The 18,062-nt window shown below is 58.1% G+C and carries 16 protein-coding genes; 5 read left to right on the top strand and 11 right to left on the bottom strand.

Annotated features, from left to right (window positions below; all coding sequences use genetic code 11):
* Positions 1–4 precede the first annotated feature (4 nt).
* Genes ruvB through ruvC form a run of 3 tightly spaced genes read right to left on the bottom strand, consistent with a single transcriptional unit; the run spans position 5 to position 2,200 of the window.
* A complete protein-coding gene (gene ruvB / locus AC2FI7_RS15315) occupies positions 5–1,024 on the bottom strand; it encodes a Holliday junction branch migration DNA helicase RuvB (protein WP_010438142.1) in 1,020 nt (339 codons plus the stop codon).
* Positions 1,025–1,028: 4 nt separating this feature from the next.
* Positions 1,029–1,706: a Holliday junction branch migration protein RuvA gene (gene ruvA / locus AC2FI7_RS15310; RefSeq protein WP_496816472.1), complete on the bottom strand. Its 678-nt coding sequence runs from the start codon at positions 1,704–1,706 to the stop codon at positions 1,029–1,031.
* On the bottom strand, positions 1,703–2,200 hold the full coding sequence (ruvC, locus tag AC2FI7_RS15305) for a crossover junction endodeoxyribonuclease RuvC (RefSeq protein WP_029621680.1): 498 nt from the start codon (positions 2,198–2,200) through the stop codon (positions 1,703–1,705). The genes ruvA and ruvC overlap by 4 nt, the downstream gene beginning before the upstream one ends.
* Positions 2,201–2,532: 332 nt before the next feature.
* Here ruvC and AC2FI7_RS15300 point away from each other — a divergent pair, with 332 nt between their 5' ends.
* Positions 2,533–2,745 carry a DUF1127 domain-containing protein gene (locus AC2FI7_RS15300; RefSeq protein WP_010438134.1) on the top strand — a complete coding sequence of 71 codons (213 nt, stop codon included), beginning with the start codon at positions 2,533–2,535 and terminating at the stop codon, positions 2,743–2,745.
* Positions 2,746–2,858: 113 nt separating this feature from the next.
* On the opposite strand, the gene AC2FI7_RS15295 is transcribed toward AC2FI7_RS15300, so the two are convergent.
* The 4 genes from AC2FI7_RS15295 to AC2FI7_RS15280 form a co-directional block, all read right to left on the bottom strand.
* Complete coding sequence (locus AC2FI7_RS15295) at positions 2,859–3,203, bottom strand: hypothetical protein (protein WP_170477760.1); 345 nt, start codon at positions 3,201–3,203, stop codon at positions 2,859–2,861.
* Positions 3,204–3,302: 99 nt separating this feature from the next.
* Positions 3,303–4,181: a 50S ribosomal protein L11 methyltransferase gene (locus tag AC2FI7_RS15290; protein ID WP_010438128.1), complete on the bottom strand. Its 879-nt coding sequence runs from the start codon at positions 4,179–4,181 to the stop codon at positions 3,303–3,305.
* 68 nt (positions 4,182–4,249) lie between these two features.
* The gene (locus AC2FI7_RS15285) at positions 4,250–5,482 is read right to left on the bottom strand and encodes an MFS transporter (RefSeq protein WP_010438126.1); all 1,233 of its coding nucleotides are present in this window, start codon (positions 5,480–5,482) and stop codon (positions 4,250–4,252) included.
* Positions 5,483–5,561: 79 nt separating this feature from the next.
* Complete coding sequence (locus AC2FI7_RS15280; protein ID WP_010438124.1) at positions 5,562–7,757, bottom strand: primosomal protein N'; 2,196 nt, start codon at positions 7,755–7,757, stop codon at positions 5,562–5,564.
* 88 nt (positions 7,758–7,845) lie between these two features.
* Between AC2FI7_RS15280 and fsa the strand changes: the two genes are divergently transcribed.
* From fsa to AC2FI7_RS15260, 4 genes are all read left to right on the top strand, one after another.
* A complete protein-coding gene (gene fsa / locus AC2FI7_RS15275; protein WP_010438122.1) occupies positions 7,846–8,499 on the top strand; it encodes a fructose-6-phosphate aldolase in 654 nt (217 codons plus the stop codon).
* A gap of 196 nt (positions 8,500–8,695) precedes the next feature.
* Positions 8,696–9,403: a DUF484 family protein gene (locus AC2FI7_RS15270; protein ID WP_010438120.1), complete on the top strand. Its 708-nt coding sequence runs from the start codon at positions 8,696–8,698 to the stop codon at positions 9,401–9,403.
* Entirely contained in the window at positions 9,400–10,320 is a 921-nt protein-coding gene (locus tag AC2FI7_RS15265; protein ID WP_480716854.1) for a tyrosine recombinase XerC, read from the top strand. Before AC2FI7_RS15270 ends, AC2FI7_RS15265 begins: the two co-directional genes overlap by 4 nt.
* A 54-nt stretch (positions 10,321–10,374) precedes the next feature.
* Positions 10,375–11,088, top strand: a complete 714-nt coding sequence (locus AC2FI7_RS15260; protein WP_010438116.1) for a CDP-alcohol phosphatidyltransferase family protein — start codon at positions 10,375–10,377, stop codon at positions 11,086–11,088.
* Here AC2FI7_RS15260 and AC2FI7_RS15255 read toward each other — a convergent pair.
* The 4 genes from AC2FI7_RS15255 to AC2FI7_RS15240 form a co-directional block, all read right to left on the bottom strand.
* Positions 11,073–11,540, bottom strand: a complete 468-nt coding sequence (locus AC2FI7_RS15255; RefSeq protein ID WP_010438114.1) for a hypothetical protein — start codon at positions 11,538–11,540, stop codon at positions 11,073–11,075. The two genes, AC2FI7_RS15260 and AC2FI7_RS15255, sit on opposite strands and share 16 nt — an antisense overlap.
* A gap of 76 nt (positions 11,541–11,616) precedes the next feature.
* Positions 11,617–12,075, bottom strand: coding sequence for a methylated-DNA--[protein]-cysteine S-methyltransferase (locus AC2FI7_RS15250; RefSeq protein ID WP_496816476.1), 459 nt, complete (start codon positions 12,073–12,075; stop codon positions 11,617–11,619).
* Between the two features lie 136 nt (positions 12,076–12,211).
* Entirely contained in the window at positions 12,212–15,130 is a 2,919-nt protein-coding gene (gene ileS / locus AC2FI7_RS15245; protein ID WP_496816478.1) for an isoleucine--tRNA ligase, read from the bottom strand.
* Positions 15,131–15,294: 164 nt separating this feature from the next.
* A complete protein-coding gene (locus AC2FI7_RS15240) occupies positions 15,295–18,003 on the bottom strand; it encodes a DUF2339 domain-containing protein (protein WP_010438108.1) in 2,709 nt (902 codons plus the stop codon).
* Positions 18,004–18,062 lie beyond the last annotated feature (59 nt).

Here is an 18,062-nt window from a genome sequence, read left to right as displayed (position 1 = left end):
TGCTTCAACCAAACAGATCGCTTTGCCCTTTGGGCGCAGCCATCCCCAGATGCGTCCATGCTTTTTGCGCCAGCATCCGTCCGCGCGGGGTGCGTTGGATCAGTCCTTGCTGCAACAGAAAGGGCTCGATCACTTCTTCCAGCGAGTCCCGGCTTTCCGACAACGCCGCCGATAGCGTCTCGATCCCAACCGGACCACCAGCATAGTTCTCGGCAATCAGCTTCAGATACCGGCGGTCGGCTCCGTCCAGACCCAAATTGTCGACACCCAGTCGGGTCAACGCCCCATCCGCCAATTCGCGGGTAATCCGACCATCACCTTCGACAATGGCAAAATCCACGACCCGCCGCAGCAAACGACCGGCGATCCGCGGTGTGCCGCGCGACCTTCGCGCAATTTCGCGCGCGCCTTCATCGTCGGCAGGTGCTCCCAGCTTCCGCGCATTCCGTGTGACAATCTCATGCAACTCGTCGACCGTGTAAAACTGCAGCCGGGTTGGAATACCAAAGCGATCTCGCAGTGGGGTAGTCAATAGCCCCATGCGTGTGGTCGCCCCGACCAGCGTGAAAGGCTGCAACTCAATTCGCACCGTCCGCGCCGCCGGGCCTTCACCGATCACCAGATCCAGTTCGAAATCCTCCATCGCTGGATAAAGAACCTCTTCAACTGCCGGGTTCAGACGATGAATCTCGTCGATGAATAACACATCTCTTGATTCCAGATTGGTCAGGATCGCCGCCAGATCCCCCGCCTTGGCCAGAACGGGCCCCGAGGTCATGCGGAAATTCACTCCCAACTCACGCGCCATGATCTGCGCCAGCGTGGTCTTCCCCAATCCCGGGGGGCCATGGAACAGTGTATGGTCCATGGCCTCACCCCGCTGGCGGGCCGACTGTATAAAGATGCGTAGGTTCGCGCGTGCCTCGGCCTGACCGATAAATTCATCAAGGCCCTGAGGGCGCAGGGCGCGATCATTGTCTTCCGGCATCGGCTCGGGGCGCAAGGCGGGATCGGCGTCTACCATTAACTTACCCTTTCGGAGCCAGCAGTTTCAGCGCGGCGCGGATCAGATCGGCTTCACCCGCATCGGGCAAATTGGCCGCTGCCTCGGCAACAGCAGAAGCCGCCTCGGATGGGCCATAGCCAAGATTGCCCAGCGCCGAAAGCGCGCCCGCAGAAGCTGCAGCAGCGCCTGAGGCCGGTTTTACCGCTCGTTTCGGCGCGGGCGCAGGCTCACCCGCGTCGATGACCTCCAGAGCGGGACCATCCATTGCCTCGGTCACAGTGCCGCCCATAGCCATCACGCCTGGGGCTTTGTCCTTCAAGTCCAACACGATCCGTTGTGCCGTCTTCGGTCCGACGCCCTTGGCCGCTTTGACCGCGCCCCAATCGCCCAAGGCGATCGCACGGCTGACACCATCCGGTCCCAGCGCACTGAGGATCGACAACGAGACCTTCGCGCCCACGCCCTGAACCGAGCACAGCAGACGGTGCCATTCCTTCTCAACCAAGGACAGAAAGCCGTAAAGCTGCATCAGGTCTTCGCGTACGACCAAGTCAGTGTAGATCGAAATACCTTCACCCACACCGGGTAAAGCCGCCATGGTCCGGTCTGAGCAATAGACGATGTACCCGACCCCGCGTACGTCGATAAGAACGTGATCCGCAGCGCGATAATCCAGTCGTCCGGCGAGTTTGCCGATCATGCACGCACCTCTTTCATTCGAGCCTGCGGAGCGGAGCCATAGTAGGAGTGACAAATCGCAATCGCCAAAGCGTCCGCTGCATCCGCCCCTTTGGGCGAACAGCCCGGCAGTTGCAATTTGACCATGTGCAACACCTGTTCTTTCTCGGCGTGGCCAACTCCCACCACAGTTTTCTTGACCCGGTTGGGGGCGTATTCACCCACCGGCAGACCGGCTTGTGCCAGGGTCAATAGCGCAACACCCCGCGCCTGCCCCAACTTCAGGGTTCCTGCTCCGTCTTTGTTGACAAAGGTCTGTTCGATGGCCGCCTGATCGGGCCGGTGTTCAGCGATAACCTCGACTATCTGGTTGTGGAGCGACAAAAGCCGTTCTCCCAAATCATCACCATCGGATTTACACAAGCCATTGGCGACGTGGCTCAGGCGGCTGCCCGTTGATTCGATAACGCCCCATCCCAGGGTCCTTAGACCCGGATCAATGCCCAGAATTCGCATGTTTGCTTCGGCCTGCTCGGGTTTACTTGATCTTTTTCCATCGATTAGCACGAAGCGTGAACGTTTTCCAAGCAAAATGGTCGCAGGTTGAAAAACGACAATTGTGTCGCCCCTAGTCTTCCTGGGTTCGTTTGCGACATGGATTGGTTTATTTTCGACCTGGATATGAAGGAAAATTAACTAATGATTTAAAGGGCTTTCAGAGATACTGAGCATTGCAAGAAACGCATAGGACACATGCAAATTCAGCGCTTGCGCGGCAAGATTGAGATCACTAGATGCCGCTCAGATCGCAAGATCAGAGTTTAACACAAACCAGAAGGAAACAGGATATGGCTGCACTGGACACCACCCGCACCACCACTGGCTCATTCGGCCTCGTCGGCCGTATCGGCGCGACTTTCGCAACGGTTGTAAGCACCGTAGTTGAATGGAATGACGCCCGTGTAACACGCAACGCGCTGAACGGTCTGACCGATCGTGAACTGGCTGATATCGGCTTGTGCCGTGGCGACATCGACGAAGTCGCTGAGGGCCGTCGATAACAACTTGTCACTGCTCCAAATAAGCCCCTACTTCCTCCCTGTGGGGCGAACAGAAACACCGCGTGCTTTAAGACACGCGGTGATTTTGATTTAGGAGGGCGTTCAAACTTAGGCTAGAACATTACCTTGTTTAATTGGGTGGCAAAGAATGCAGTCACAGGATCGGCTTGCATGATCCATGCGCCAGCTTGTTCAACTGCAGTACCTTGGTGCAAGGCATCCACGCGCGTGTCGTAGGCAGACGGGCCCAGATGGGACAGAAGGAAAGCTTTGAAACCAAAGAAGCCCACCACACACATTAGTAAAACCTTGGCCGGAACTGCCGAGCGCACGCGCTGCGGCTTCATCACCACCAGTCCATCCGACCGCATGGTCGCACGATACCCACGGCTTAGTTTTTGATGCTTTTTGTTCAAGCGCGTAACGCGTTGATCAAATTCCAGTTGTTTTCCAGTCATGGCAGCCTCCAAAAAACCGCCCCCCGATTGCGTCCAATGACGGTAAAAGAAGAATGCGACAAAAACGTGGCGAAAATCCACAAAACTCCCGCAAATGGCCTAGCTTTCGCCCCGTTTGCTTAAGATTAGCGTCGTCCACTCACCAATCTCACTCCCGCGCACCTGATTGAAGCCATTTTGGATATAAACTGTGAGCACGTCATCAGCTTGTTCATTGAGGATTCCCGATAGGATTGCGTGTCCGCCTACCCGCAGATTCGCCGATATCTCTGGTGAAAGCGCGACTAGGGGTCCTTTGAGAATGTTTGCAAATATCAGGTCATAAGGCGCATGTTCATTCAGGTCGGGATGATCGAATCCCGCCGCTTCGACGCATTTCACGGCTCCTGCCATACCGTTTGCCCTCAGATTGGCCTCGGCCACGTCAACAGCAACCTCATCGATATCACTGGCGATGATATCGCCATCCCAAACCCGAGCCGCGGCCATCGCCAGCACGGCAGTACCGCAACCGATATCGGCAACTTTGGTGGCCGCGAAGCCTTCATCCAGAAGAAAGTCCAGAGCTTTGAGACATCCTAATGTCGTTCCATGATGCCCCGTGCCAAAGGCCATCGCGGCTTCAATCAACAATGGAATACGACCATCGGGCAGCTTGTCTGCGTCGTGGCTGCCATATACAAAAAAACGACCTGCTTCGACCGGGGCCAGTTCGCGACGTACATGTGCAACCCAGTCAGTTTCGGGAAGCTCTGAGACGACGAATGGCTTGGCCTCAAATGCGGCAGCCAAAACGGCCAACGCGGTCTCGTCTGGCGCTTCAGTAAAGTACCCGCCGATCTCCCATAGGCCCGAGCCATCCTCGACCTCAAACACCCCCACACCGGTGGGCTCCGGGTTCAGACGTTCCATCGCCTCGCCCAGACCCTCGGCTGCTACTCTGCCGGTCAGGGTGGTCAGTGCGGTGAATGTGGGCATTGGGGGCCTCCTGTCTCAAGCTGCCCCTGCGCGTAGGGCGGCGCGGCGCCGAGGTCAAGCGCCGGTGACTACTCGGCGGGTGCAGTGGCGTATTTCGACAGGATTGTCTCGTTCCCGGCCTCCGGATGCCGTGGGATCAGAAGAGACAAGCCCAACGACACCATCGCCATCGCAGCGGCAAGACCAAATACGGCGCCCGGTGAAATGACCCAAAGCAGGCCCAAAAGCGCAGGCAGGAACACTGCCGCGATATGGTTAATAGTAAAGGCAACGGCCGCAGTGGGTGCAATATCTGCCGGATCGGCGATCTTTTGGAAGTATGTTTTCAGTGCCAGTGCCAGCGCAAACAGAACATGATCGATCACATATAATATTGCCGCCAGCAAAACGCCCCAACCGAACCAATAGATACCACCGTAGGCTGCGAATACGATTGCAAGGCCGGAATATTCAAAGATCAGTGTGCGGCGCTCCCCGAATCTGGCAACTGCTTTGCCCAACATCGGCGCTGCGGCCATGTTGATCATCAGGTTGATGAGGTAGAGGCTGGTCAGTTCGTGCACCTCAAACCCGAACTTCTCAACCATCATGAAGCCCGCAAAAACGATGAAAATCTGACGCCGCGCGCCTGCCATGAATTGCAGGGCGTAATACAACCAGTAACGTCTGCGCAGTACGATCTTTTTGGTCTGGGGTGTCGGCGAATCGAACTGCGGAAATGCGATCAGACAAAACAGCGCAAGCAGAACGGTTACGCCGCCAGCAGCCATGAAGACGAAGTTGTAAGACAGATCGAACCGATCCCATGTCAGCACGATCAGGCCATAGACCACAGCCGTCGCAGCCGAACCCATCGCAACCAGCCAACCCAAAATCTGTGGCGCACGATCCTTGGGCAACCACTGCAGTTGCAACGACTGATTCACCGTCTCGTAATAGTGAAACCCGATTGAGCTGAACAGAGTGACAAACAACAGACCGCCAAGGCTTGGAAACCACGCGGTCACCGCAGTTGCAGCGCCCAGCATCATCAACGAGATCATGGCCAGAACCTGCTCGCGGATGAAGATGATCACTGCGATAACGCCGACGGCCAGAAACCCCGGAATTTCGCGCACCGTGTGCAACAGACCGATATCCGCCCCGTCAAAATTCGCAGCCTCAATGACAAAATTGTTCAGCAACGCACTCCATGCGTTGAACGCGATCGGCATGGTCAACGCCATCACGAACAAGAGCGTCATAGGACGGCGCCAGAGCGGAAGACTCTGCGCCTCAGACAAGGGCATGGGTTTCAGCATGAGGTTGCCTTACGCCCATTTGTACCTTTTGGCGAGTGGAAAGCGGCTGGCGCACAGTGGCTCTGCACTGATGCAGGGGTCAGTAGAAGCTTTGCGGGTCGATATCCACGGCCAGGCGGATATCGCCTTTCAACTTCAATGGCGCAATCCAGCGGGCGATGGCGTCCTGAATAGGCGCGCCTTTCGGGGCTTTGACCAAAAGCCGGACGCGGTGACGGCCACGTATGCGCGCGATGGGGGCCGGAGCCGGGCCAAAGACCTGCGCTCCGACGTCGCGCAGCGGTGCATCGTTGCGCGCCATGGCATTGCCGATATCGAAGACCGGCCCAACTTCGGGGCCCGACAGGACAATCCCGGCCATACGGCCGTAAGGCGGCACCCCAGCGGCCTGACGCCCAGCGGCTTCAGCCGTCCAGAACCCTTCTTCATCGCCCGATAGAATCGCCCGGATCACAGGATGCTCAGGCTGGAAGGTTTGCAGCAACGCCTGCCCCGGTTTATCCGCACGGCCTGCCCGGCCCGCAACCTGCCGCATCAATTGAAAGGTTCGTTCCGCCGCGCGCAGGTCGGCCCCGTGCAGGCTGAGGTCCGCATCGATCACTCCCACCAGTGTCAGCTTGGGAAAGTTATGCCCCTTCGCCACCAGTTGCGTCCCGATAATGATATCCGCATCGCCCTCGGCAATCTCTTCGATCTTGGCCTTCAAGGCCCTAGCTGAGCCAAACAGGTCAGAGCTGAGCATCGCGATCTTGGCCTCGGGGAACGTCGCCTCGGCCTCTTCGGCCAGCCTTTCAATCCCCGGCCCGACCGGTGCAAGCTTGCCCTCGACCCCGCAGGAGGGGCAGGTTTCGGGCATCGGCTTGGTCTCACCACATTGGTGGCACATCAGGCGTTTGAGGAACCGGTGCTCCACCATCCGCGCGTCGCAATGGTTACAGGCAATTTGCTCGCCACAAGCCCGGCACAAGGTCACCGGGGCATAGCCACGGCGGTTGATGAACAGCAGCGACTGTTCGCCCCGCTCAATCCGCTGCCGCACCGCCTGCCGCAGTGAGGGGGAAATCCAAGTCCCTGCCTGCATCTGTTCGGCCCGCATGTCGATGGGCTTCATCTCGGGCAGGACCGCCGCCCCGAAGCGTGCGGTCAGGTCGAGACGCTCATACTTCCCAGCCTCGGCATTCGCCCAGCTTTCCAGCGACGGCGTCGCGCTCGCCAGAACCACGCGCGCCCCGCAGATCGAGGCCCGCAGCACCGCCATATCACGTGCGCTGTAATGCACGCCATCTTCCTGTTTGTACGACGTGTCGTGCTCTTCATCGACCACAACCAGCCCCAGATCGCGGAAAGGCAGGAACAGCGCCGACCGAGCGCCCACAACCAGCTGAGCAGCCCCCTGCCCGACCATCCGCCAGACCCGACGGCGTTCTGTCATTGTTGCGCCCGAATGCCATTCCGCCGGACGCGCACCGAAACGTGCCTCGACACGGGTCAGAAACTCCGCCGTCAAAGCAATTTCGGGCAAAAGGACCAAAGCCTGCCGCCCCTTGCGCAACGCCTCGGCCACGGCTTCCAGATAAACCTCGGTTTTGCCCGACCCCGTCACGCCCTTCAGCAGCGTGGTCCCATAGTCACCCGTGCGCTGCCCGGCTTGAAGCCGCGCAACGGCTTTTGCCTGATCCTCGGTCAGGTCTTTCCCCGGCAGATCAGGGTCCAGATGGGGATAGGGCAGATCTCGCGGGCTGTCCTCTTCCCGCACAGCGCCTTGTTTGACCAGTCCTTTGACCACGGAGGAGGTTACACCCGCCTGCTCGGCCAGTTCTTTCAGTGTGAACGCCAGCCCACCGTAATCCCGCAGCACCTCCAACACCCGTGTTCGGGCGTCTGTCATCCGATCCGGTTCCGTGCTTCCCAGCCGATAAACTTTGCGCATTGACTGCGGATCACCCAATCCCGGCGCGCGCGTCGCCAGACGCAGCATCGCGGGCATAGGTGTCAGCGTGTAATCCGCTACGCGCCCCAGAAACACACGCGTCTCCTCGCGCATCGGCGCGACTTCAAGCACCCGGATCACCGACCGCGCCTTGGCCAGGTCAAAACCGCCCTGCCCCTGCCCCCAGACCACACCCAAGACTTTACGCGGCCCCAAAGGCACTTCGACAAACGCCCCAAGAAAGCACCCGCCTTCGGGCGCTTTATAGTCTAACGTCCGGTCCAGCGGTTGCGTGGTCAGCACCGCAACCAGCTCTCCTTCGTCGAAAAATCCGTTAGCGCTCACGGCATATCCTTCGCGGGGGGTTCCAGCATGGGTCTCTTTGAGGTAAAGCCATCCGCGACCAAGGCCAACCCATCAAAGGACTGCCCTCATGAAATTCTTCGTAGACACCGCCGAGATCGACGCCATCGCCGAACTGAACGATCTGGGCATGGTGGACGGCGTAACCACCAACCCCTCGCTGATCCTGAAATCGGGCCGCGACATTCTGGAAGTCACCAAAGAGATCTGTGATCTGGTCGACGGCCCCGTCTCGGCCGAAGTTGTCGCCACCGAAGCGGACGACATGATCGCCGAAGGCCGCAAGCTGGCAAAGATTGCATCGAACATTGCTGTCAAAGTACCGCTGACATGGGCGGGTTTAAAAACCTGTAAAACGCTGACCGACGAAGGCCAGATGGTCAACGTGACCCTGTGCTTCTCGACCAACCAAGCGATTCTGGCCGCCAAGGCGGGTGCGACCTTCATCTCGCCTTTCATCGGACGCCTTGACGATATCAACCTCGATGGCATGGATCTAATCGCAGATATCCGTCAGGTCTATGACAACTACGGGTTTGAAACCGAAATCCTGGCCGCCTCGATCCGTACCGTAAACCACGTGACCGACAGCGCCCGCATCGGGGCCGACGTGATTACAGCTCCTCCGGGTGTCATCAAGAAACTGGCCGACCACCCGCTGACCGACAAAGGTCTGGAAACATTCCTGGCCGACTGGGCCAAAACAGGTCAGAAAATCCTCTGATCCCAAGCGCTGCCGCGCGGTGCCGGCAGGCACCGCGCCCGGCCCAACCGCCAAAGCTGAATTTCAATCAGCGCATGGCTGGCGGGAGCTCCCGCCACAGCAGCGACGAAATTCGCCTTTCGCGTGCATTTTTCCCAAGGCAAATCCGGTAACCCGTGTTATAAGCCCGCCAAAACAAAAAACGACCGGACGGGACATGAGCAGCGATCCTAAACTCAAGGACAATCTCCGCGCCGCGATTCTGGCTGAGCCTGACGCAGTGCTGGATGACAAAGACCTGATGCAAGCCCTTGTGGCGGCAAATGAACAAGCCCGTGGTGACAATGTCGTTGATCTGCGCGGCATCGCCATGCAACGCCTTGAGGCACGGCTCGATCGGCTTGAGGATACCCATCGCTCAGTCATCGCAGCAGCTTACGAAAATCTGGCAGGCACAAATCAGGTGCATCGTGCCATTCTCCGGCTTCTCGAGCCCACAGTATTCGAAGATTTCTTGCGCGCGCTTGGCAATGACGTGGCCGAGATCCTGCGCGTCGATCACATCACATTGGTTCTTGAAACAACTATCGTGCGCGACGATCCTGTAGTGAACCAGCTTGGCGGCGTTCTGACCGTGGTCGAGCCCGGATTTATCGACAGCTACCTGACCTCGGACCGCAATGGCCAACCGCGCGAAGTAACGCTGCGCGAAATTCGCTGTCCCAATCCTCAAGTCTACGGTGAACAGGCTGATCAACTGCAATCCGAAGCCTGCCTCAAACTTGATCTCGGCGCGGGACGCTTGCCCGGCATGATTGTCATGGGTGCCAACGACCCACGGCATTTCTCACCTCAGCTTGGCACAGATCTTCTTGCCTTCTTTGCCGGTGTCTTTGAACGCTCGATGCGCCACTGGTTGTCATGAGCCTGATCTCCCCAGCCTGCCGCGATGCTTTGCAGCATTGGCTGGACAGTCTGGGGGCGCTCGCTGGGCGATCAGAGAATACGCTCGAGGCCTATCGCGGTGACGTGACCGAATTCCTGTCCTTCATGACCCTGCATCACAGCGAGCGCCAAGGGCTGGCAGCACTTGAACGTATTACCGTCTCGGATATGCGGGCCTGGATGGCGGATCAGCGCAATTCAGACGTCGGCGCGCGATCTCTGGCGCGCAAACTGTCTGCGGTCAAAAACTTCTATCGTTGGCTGGCTGAACGCGAAGGGTTCGAGCCGACCGCTGTCCTGTCCACACGCGCGCCTAAATTTACCAAGAAATTGCCGCGCCCTCTGGCCGAAGACGCAGCCCGCGCCATGATCGAAACTGTCGAGTTGCAATCATCTTCCGATTGGGTTGCCGCCCGGGATGTCGCGGTTGTAACACTCCTATACGGTTGTGGGCTTCGCATTTCCGAGGCACTTTCCCTGACCGGATCGGATGCGCCCCTACCGGATACTCTGCGCATTTCAGGGAAAGGCGGCAAAGAGCGAATCGTGCCGGTTCTTCCGGCCGCTAGGGCAGCGGTTGATCGCTATCTCCGGCTATGTCCGCATCCGCAAACACCTGATGCCCCGCTGTTTCGAGGCGTTCGGAGCGGCCCTCTGAACCCCGGGATCATTCAGGCCGTGGTCGCCAAAGCGCGAATGCAGCTTGGCTTGCCTGCCACTGCTACCCCACACGCAATGCGTCACAGCTTTGCCACCCATTTACTGTCAGCAGGTGGTGACCTGCGCGCGATTCAGGAGCTTTTGGGACACGCCTCACTTTCGACCACACAGACCTATACCGCCGTCGATACGGCACGGTTGATGGAAGTCTACAACCGCACGCACCCAAAAGCCTGAAGCAAAGACCCTTTTTGCTTTGCATCTGCGCCTTGCTTCCGTCATGACACCACCATGACACTTAGATTCAAAGCGCTTTCCGTTCATCTCTTCACCGCCACAGGTGCCGTTTTCGCAATGCTCGCCATGCTGGCCGCAGTCGAAGAGAAATGGAGCCTGATGTATCTCTGGCTGGTTGTCTCGTTCATCGTGGATGGAATCGATGGCCCGCTGGCGAGGCACTATCACGTCAAGAAGAACGCACCAGAGTTTGACGGCGTGTTGCTGGATCTGATCATCGACTATCTGACCTATGTGTTCATCCCGGCCTTTGCCCTGTTCAAATCAGGGCTGATGGACGGCTGGACCGGGTGGTTCGCAATCATCGTCATAACCTTTGCCAGCGCGATGTATTTTGCGGATACGCGCATGAAAACCAAAGACAATTCCTTCTCCGGCTTTCCAGGCTGCTGGAACATGTTCGTCATCGTGATCTTCGCTTTGGAGCCCAACTTCGGGGTCATCCTGCTGCTGGTCACTTTGCTGTCAGTCGCAATGTTCCTGCCGCTGAAATTCATTCACCCGGTCCGAACCGAGCGTTGGCGCACCTTGTCGCTGCCGATGGCCTTTGCCTGGACATTCTTTGCAGGCTGGGCCGCCTGGGTTGACTTTCACCCTGAAAGCTGGGCCCATTGGGGGCTGGTGATCACCAGCTTGTATCTGGTTTCAGCCGGAATAGCGCAGCAAATAATTCCACCGCGTAACGCCAGAGATTACAAGACTTCCTGAACCTCAAACTCAGTCCCGTTATGGGTGAACACATCACCTTCTTGCAGGCCGACCATGGCCAGATAGATCGGGCTTTGGGTCGAAATCCCCATGTAGGTTTTGCCGTCCACGTCAAACCGAGTCGTTGAGACACATACGACGAAGCGACGATTGTTGAACTTGATCACCGCACCGGGCTGCACCGTGTCCGTGACGCTGAAATCAGTGTTTTCGATGACGTCAATCTTGGCGTGATGCGCATGAACGGGTGCATCAAAGGCGGCCGCCAGGTCCGCATTCTCGCGCGAGGCAGCAATGTCATCCTTGTCATGCCCTTCCCGGTCATCCAGTTGGGAATCCTTCAGAAAGGCATCATAATGCGCCTGTGCGGTTGCCAGTTCCTGTTCTTCCAAAGACATCAAATGATCAACAATGGCTTTCTTACGTACGGCGGGATCTGTCTGGCCGGTCATGCAATTCGGTCCTTCAAATTCACTATTTGATATAGGTTGGGGCCGTGTCGCTCTGAATGCAACAGGTAAGTGCAGATCAGATCAACAGGCTGGCAGCACCTTCGTGACGCAGCAGAGCCACTTTGGTCTCTACTCCACCATGCCCTGAAAACCCCACCATCTTGCCATCCGCACCCAGAACCCGGTGACAGGGAATGATAATCGGGATGGGATTCCCACCGCATCCCCGCCCAACCGCTTGCGCAGAGTATCCAAGCTCGTCGGCCAACTCGCCGTAGGTGCGCGTATCCCCGAACGGGATGGCATACATCGCATCGCACACGCGACGCTGAAATTCTGACCCCTTGATCCAATAGGGCAGATCGAACTGCTGCATACGCCCTTCGTCATAAGCACGCAATTGCGCCGCCGCCTCTTGCAGAACCGGGGTGGCCGGGCCTTCGTCTCGGCCATTCCAGACAAGTCGTGTAATAGCGCCATCGATCTCTTCGACACCAAGGCAACCAAACTGAGTTTCTACGGCGATCATCGGCATAAGAGAACGGTTGCAGATGTTTCGTCACACCTGCAACCCGAATCCTGACGATCCGCCCTTCATCTGGCCAAAAATACCACGGAGCGCGAGGCAGAGCCTCGCATCAGCGAACTCTCTTACGCGCTCCGTTTGGGTGTCAGCTCAGCGCTTCGTTGCAGCGCCCGCACACGCCCGGATGGGCGTGCAGCCCCACATCGGGCAGGATTTTCCAGCACCGCTGGCATTTGTCTCCCTGGGCCTTTTCGAAGACCACGGCGACGCCTTCGATTTCCGGCACCCGGAACGCCTCGGCGGGGGCCGGATCGCCTGTGACGGCCAGGCCCGAAGTGATGCACATGTCATCCACGTCGAAAGATGCCAGCAGATCGCGGGTTTCTTGATCCTCGACATACACGATCGGAGCGGCTTCAAGGCTGGATCCGATCACTTTGTCCTGCCGCTGAATCTCCAGCGCGGCAGTCACGGCACGGCGGACACGGCGGACTTTGGCCATGCTGGCTTCCAGTTCTTCATGGCGCCAGTCGGTGGGCGTTTCAGGGAAATCGACCAGATGGACCGAGCTGTCATCGGCCGGGAATCGTTCCAGCCAAACCTCTTCCATGGTGAAAACCAGAACCGGGGCCAGCCATGTGGTCAGGCGGTGGAACAGTATATCCAGCACCGTCCGCGCGGCGCGGCGGCGCAGGCTGTCACCGTCGCAATATAGCGCGTCCTTGCGGACGTCGAAGTAGAAGGACGACAGATCGACAGTGGCAAAGGTGAACACGGCGCTGAACACGCCCTGAAAATCGAAGGATGCATAGCCCTTGCGCACCTGCTCATCCAGCTCTGCAAGACGGCTGAGCACCCAACGCTCCAAGCGTGGCATGTCCTCGGGCGCGACGCGGTCGGCTTCGGTGAAATCGGCAAGCGAGCCCAACATGAAGCGCATGGTGTTGCGCAGGCGGCGATAGCTGTCGGCGGTGCCTTTCAGGATTTCCGGCCCGATCCGCTGATCGGCGGTGTAGTCGGTCTGGGCCACCCACAGACGCAGGATATCGGCGCCGTATTGCTTTACGACCTCTTCCGGCACGATGGTGTTGCCCAGCGATTTGGACATCTTGTTGCCCTTGGCATCCAAGGTGAAACCGTGGGTCACCACATTGCGATAGGGCGCACGGCCCTTGGTGCCACATGCCTGCAGCATCGAAGAATGGAACCAGCCGCGGTGCTGGTCAGTACCTTCCATATAAACGTCGGCAATACCGTCCTCGGTCCCGTCCTCACGATCACGCAGAACGAAAGCGTGGGTCGAGCCCGAATCGAACCATACGTCCAGCACGTCGAACACCTGGTCGTACTCGTCCGGGTTGACGATTCCGTCGAGAATCTTTTCTTTGAACCCGTCCGTGTACCAGACATCTGCGCCGTCTTTCTCGAACGCTACCTTGATACGGGCGTTCAGATCTGCGTTGCGCAACAGATAATCCGCGTCGGTGGGCAAAGCCCCCTTCTTGGTGAAGCAGGTCAGCGGCACACCCCACGCGCGTTGGCGTGACAGTACCCAGTCCGGGCGCGCCTCGATCATCGAATACAGGCGGTTGCGGCCCGTTTGTGGGGTCCACTTGACCAACTCATCGATAGACCGCAGGGCGCGTTCGCGGATGGTGTCGCCCATCTCTCCCATGCCGTCATCCAGTTTGCGGTCCACTGATGCGAACCACTGCGGCGTGTTACGGTAGATGATCGGAGCTTTCGAGCGCCACGAATGCGGATAGCTGTGCTTGATCTTGCCACGCGCCAGCAGCCCGCCAACCTCGGCCAGCTTGTCGATGACAGCTTTGTTTGCTTCACCCTCACCGCCCTTGCGGGACAGGATGTATTTGCCCCCGAAGAACGGTAGATCAGCGCGGAAAGAGCCATCGTCCATTACGTTATAGGTGATGACCTGTTCCAGCATGCCCAGATCGCGATATAGCTCGAATTCCTCCATACCGTGCGAGGGCGCGCAATGGACAAAACCGGTACCTTCCGTATCGGTCACAAACTCAGCAGCGCGGAAGTCACGGATATCGTCCCATTCGCCGTTGCCGCCCTCGGCCCCCGCCAGCGGGTGGGTTAGCTGAATCTTGGCTAAATCCTCTTGACTGACATCGCACAGACGGCGGTACATCGAGTCATCCAGCCGCGCACGTGCAAATACGTCCGCCGCGCGATCGTCAGCCAGCAGGTAACGCTCACCGATCCGCGCCCAGCATTCCTCAGGGCGGCCAGTCACTTCGTAGAGGCCGTACGAGATGTCTTCGCCATAAACTACGGCTTTGTTCGACGGCATTGTCCAAGGTGTGGTGGTCCAGATCACCACATAGGCGTTGTCCAACGTCACATCGCCGGTGTTCACAACCTTGAATTTCACCCAGATGGTGAAACTTTCCTTGTCGTGATACTCGACCTCAGCTTCGGCCAGAGCGGTTTTCTCGATGGGCGACCACATCACGGGTTTCGAGCCCTGATATAAAGTCCCATTCATCAGGAACTTCATGAACTCGTCGGCAATCACGGCTTCGGCGTGATAGTCCATAGTGATGTAGGGATCGGGCCAGTTGCCGGTGATGCCAAGACGCTTGAACTCTTCGCGCTGAATGTCGATCCAACCTTCGGCGAACTTGCGACATTCCTGACGGAAGTCGACGATGTTCACCTCGTCCTTGTTCTTACCCTTCTTGCGGTACTGTTCCTCGATCTTCCATTCGATCGGTAAGCCGTGGCAGTCCCAGCCGGGCACATAACGCGAGTCGAAGCCCATCATCTGATGCGAACGCACGATCATGTCCTTGATGGTCTTGTTTAGCGCGTGACCGATATGCAGATGCCCATTCGCATAGGGGGGGCCATCGTGCAGGGTAAAGGGTTTACGGCCCTCTTTCTCGCGCAGGCGGTCATAGACACCGATCTTTTCCCAGCGCTCCAGCCATGCAGGCTCGCGCTTGGGCAGGCCAGCTCGCATCGGGAATTCGGTCTTGGGCAGGTTCAGCGTGTCTTTGTAGTCAGGTGTTTGGGGTGTGTCGGCGCACATTTGGGGCGTCCTCAGGATGATCTTGTCGTATGTGGATCGAAGCGGTCAGTGCGATATCTCAAGCACCTTTGCCCGGCGTCTCGCGATATCAGAGCGCCGGGGATATAATTCGAATAATGATGGCCAGACGGTCAAACATGGCCGCGCTTATAGGACGCTCGCCCTCAATGGTCCAGAGGTTCCGCACTCTGAGGCGAATGGCGCAGCTTGGCCCAGCGATTGAGCCATGCCAGCCCTGCCAGAGCGAGCCCTAACGCAAGCAGAGAAAAGACGCGGATTAGCCCTCCCAATCCGGCGATATCGATCAGAAATACCTTGGCCACCGCCAACCCGATAACAGCCAAGCCAGCCTTGCGCATCAAATCAGAGTGGCGGGCCAGTGATTGATAAAACAACGCCGCTCCGACCACCAACAACGTGATTGTATAAGTATAAAGCTCGGGCTGAGTGACGCCGTTGCCTTCATACATACCGCCCGCGCCCTGCCAGACATGCCGGATCGCTAATCCCAGCCAGGCAATTGCCAGAACTGTGGCTGCTCCATAGCTGATCTGTTTCAGCAGAACGGGCTGTGTAACGACACGCCAGGCCGAGAAACCAATTGCCAGCGCGGGCAACAAATAGGCAACGGCGAGCGTGTTCAAAACCAGTGGTCCCAGTACCGGGTCCGCAAACGGGTTGAGCAGCGGGTTGGCTTCTGACAACGCCTGACCCAGGCGATACACACCATGCGCACCGAAGAAAGCAGCCAAGGCGTAGCGCAGATAGTTTAACTTACCGCCCAGCTTGAACCGTTGCACCTGTGCGAAAGCCAGCAGCAGCCAGATGACCGCGAGCAATCCCAGCCCCCAGTGGCTGTTGGTGGCACCGCCTTCGCCGAAACTTTCCAGCCAGCGCAGCAACAGCAGCGACAGCAGTATCCCCGCCGTCGCCCAAGCCGCGCTTTCAAGCAGCAATGAAGCAATCGGGCGGTCTAGGGGCTTTAGTAGCGCCCAGCCCGCGATGAACCCGGCAACCGCAGCCGAATAGACCAGCGTCATTTCGAGCAATGGAGCGCTTTCGGCCCAAACAAGCCCCGGGTCCAACACCAGTCGGACTGTGACGGTGAACACGCCTGCCCAGATGAACCAGCTCATCGGAGGCAGTTCAAATCGTCTGTCCAACGCGGCGGCCACAACGATCATGGCGACAAGCGCCACGGTTAAAGCAGCCGAACTGAGCACAATAATGCAGGCAAAGCTGAGACAAGAAAGAGCGGACAGAGTCGCCAAGGCAGGGCGCATACGGTTTTCACCATCCACCCGCGCGAACCGTTCGGCCAGAACTACCATCATCGCGCCCAAAGAGATGGCATGAAGCGCCCATGGGTAGGCTCCTAATACCTCAGCAGGCTGCCATCCGACCTCAAGCGCGATCGCCAAGGCCGGTGCAAATATCGCCGCCCCTCCGGCCCATACCACGCTATAGCGTCCGGCCTGAAAGGATCGCCAAGCTGCAATCAAAGTGACTAAAGCGCCCAAGGCCACCAATTGCGTGACGCTCCAAGGATAATCTGCCTCGGCTGTTTCCGCATAGGTATCCACAAAGCGAAGCCATACTGCGCCTCCATCCAACCCGTGCACCAAGACAAACCAGATTAGTCCCAGTGCTGGGAATGCGGTCACATCCTGCAATGCGCGCGCATCCTTTGCCCAGAGCATCAGCGCCAATACCAAACCTGCGAACAGCACAACGCCCAACCAGAATTCACCGCCTGAATCTGACCAATGCAGCGATAAAATCACTGAGGAAACAAGTACCGCACCAAAGGCAATCCGAGTTGGAAACTCGGGCCATGGTTCTCCTTTCCGGCGTCGGATAATCTCGGTCACCATCGCACCAGAGTGGTTTGGCCAGATACGCCGTATGGGTATCGCAATCGCAATGATCGCCAGTGCCGTGACGCAGGTTAGATACCCGGGCTCGGTCGACGGCGAAGACAGTACCAGCAGAAACGCGGCCCCATAGGCGCCAATTAGGGTCAACACCGAAATCCACGCCCAACGCCTGACTGTATCAATTCCCAGACCCAATACGGCGATTATGATAAAGTAACCGTAGAGCCAGCTCGGATCATCCGAGGAACCACCCACGGCAAAGGGGGCGGCAAAAGCTCCGATCAGGCCAACAGCCGCCAATAGCGGCCCATGGAACCAACCCAACACGAGCCCGAACAGCGCGATGACAACCAACCCGGCCAATGCTGCCTCGGGCCCAATCAGATCATAAAGCTGGCGTGCAGCCAGAACGCCGCCTAACAGGGTGACCAGCCCTGCGCCTGAAAATACCGATGGGAGATAAGCGGTTGAGGCCTCCTCATCATCACCGAACCGACGGCGGATCACCTCACCCGCGCCGATCAGCAGCAAGCCAAAGACCAGCGCAGCAGCGACCCGCGCCGTGGGGGGCAACAACCCGTTTTCGACCCCATACTGAACCAGAAAGATCCCCGCCAGCGCCAGCGAGAGCGCTGATACCGCGTAGAACCAGTTTTCGCGCAACCACGCGCCCAGCGCCGCGATTTTTTCTTCACGAAATACGATACTGGCTGGAGGATCTTTGATCTCGGGAGCTTGCGGTGTCTCCGTTAGACCTTCGTCGGTGGTGGTTGAAGCTTTTGCCGCTGCCCAAGGCGCAGGCTTAGCTTGCGCGGTCGTGGGTTCTGATCGGGACGTTTTGGGTGCCTCAGCAGTGCTTTCGGGCATTTGCCCTGCAAGTTGCCGCTCAAGCTGTTCTACCCGTTTGCGCAACCGCGATTGGCCAACCAGCAATACGATGATCGAAGCAGGAATGGCCAGAACGATCAGGCCAATGAGAACAAGCAAGGATTCCAACCGAAACCTCCGAGGTAGGATACATCAAACGTATCGCGGTGATCGGCAGGTTTATAGTA

Source organism: Ruegeria sp. YTSA064, from assembly GCF_059610325.1.
This window is presented reverse-complemented; position numbering and strand designations above follow the sequence as displayed.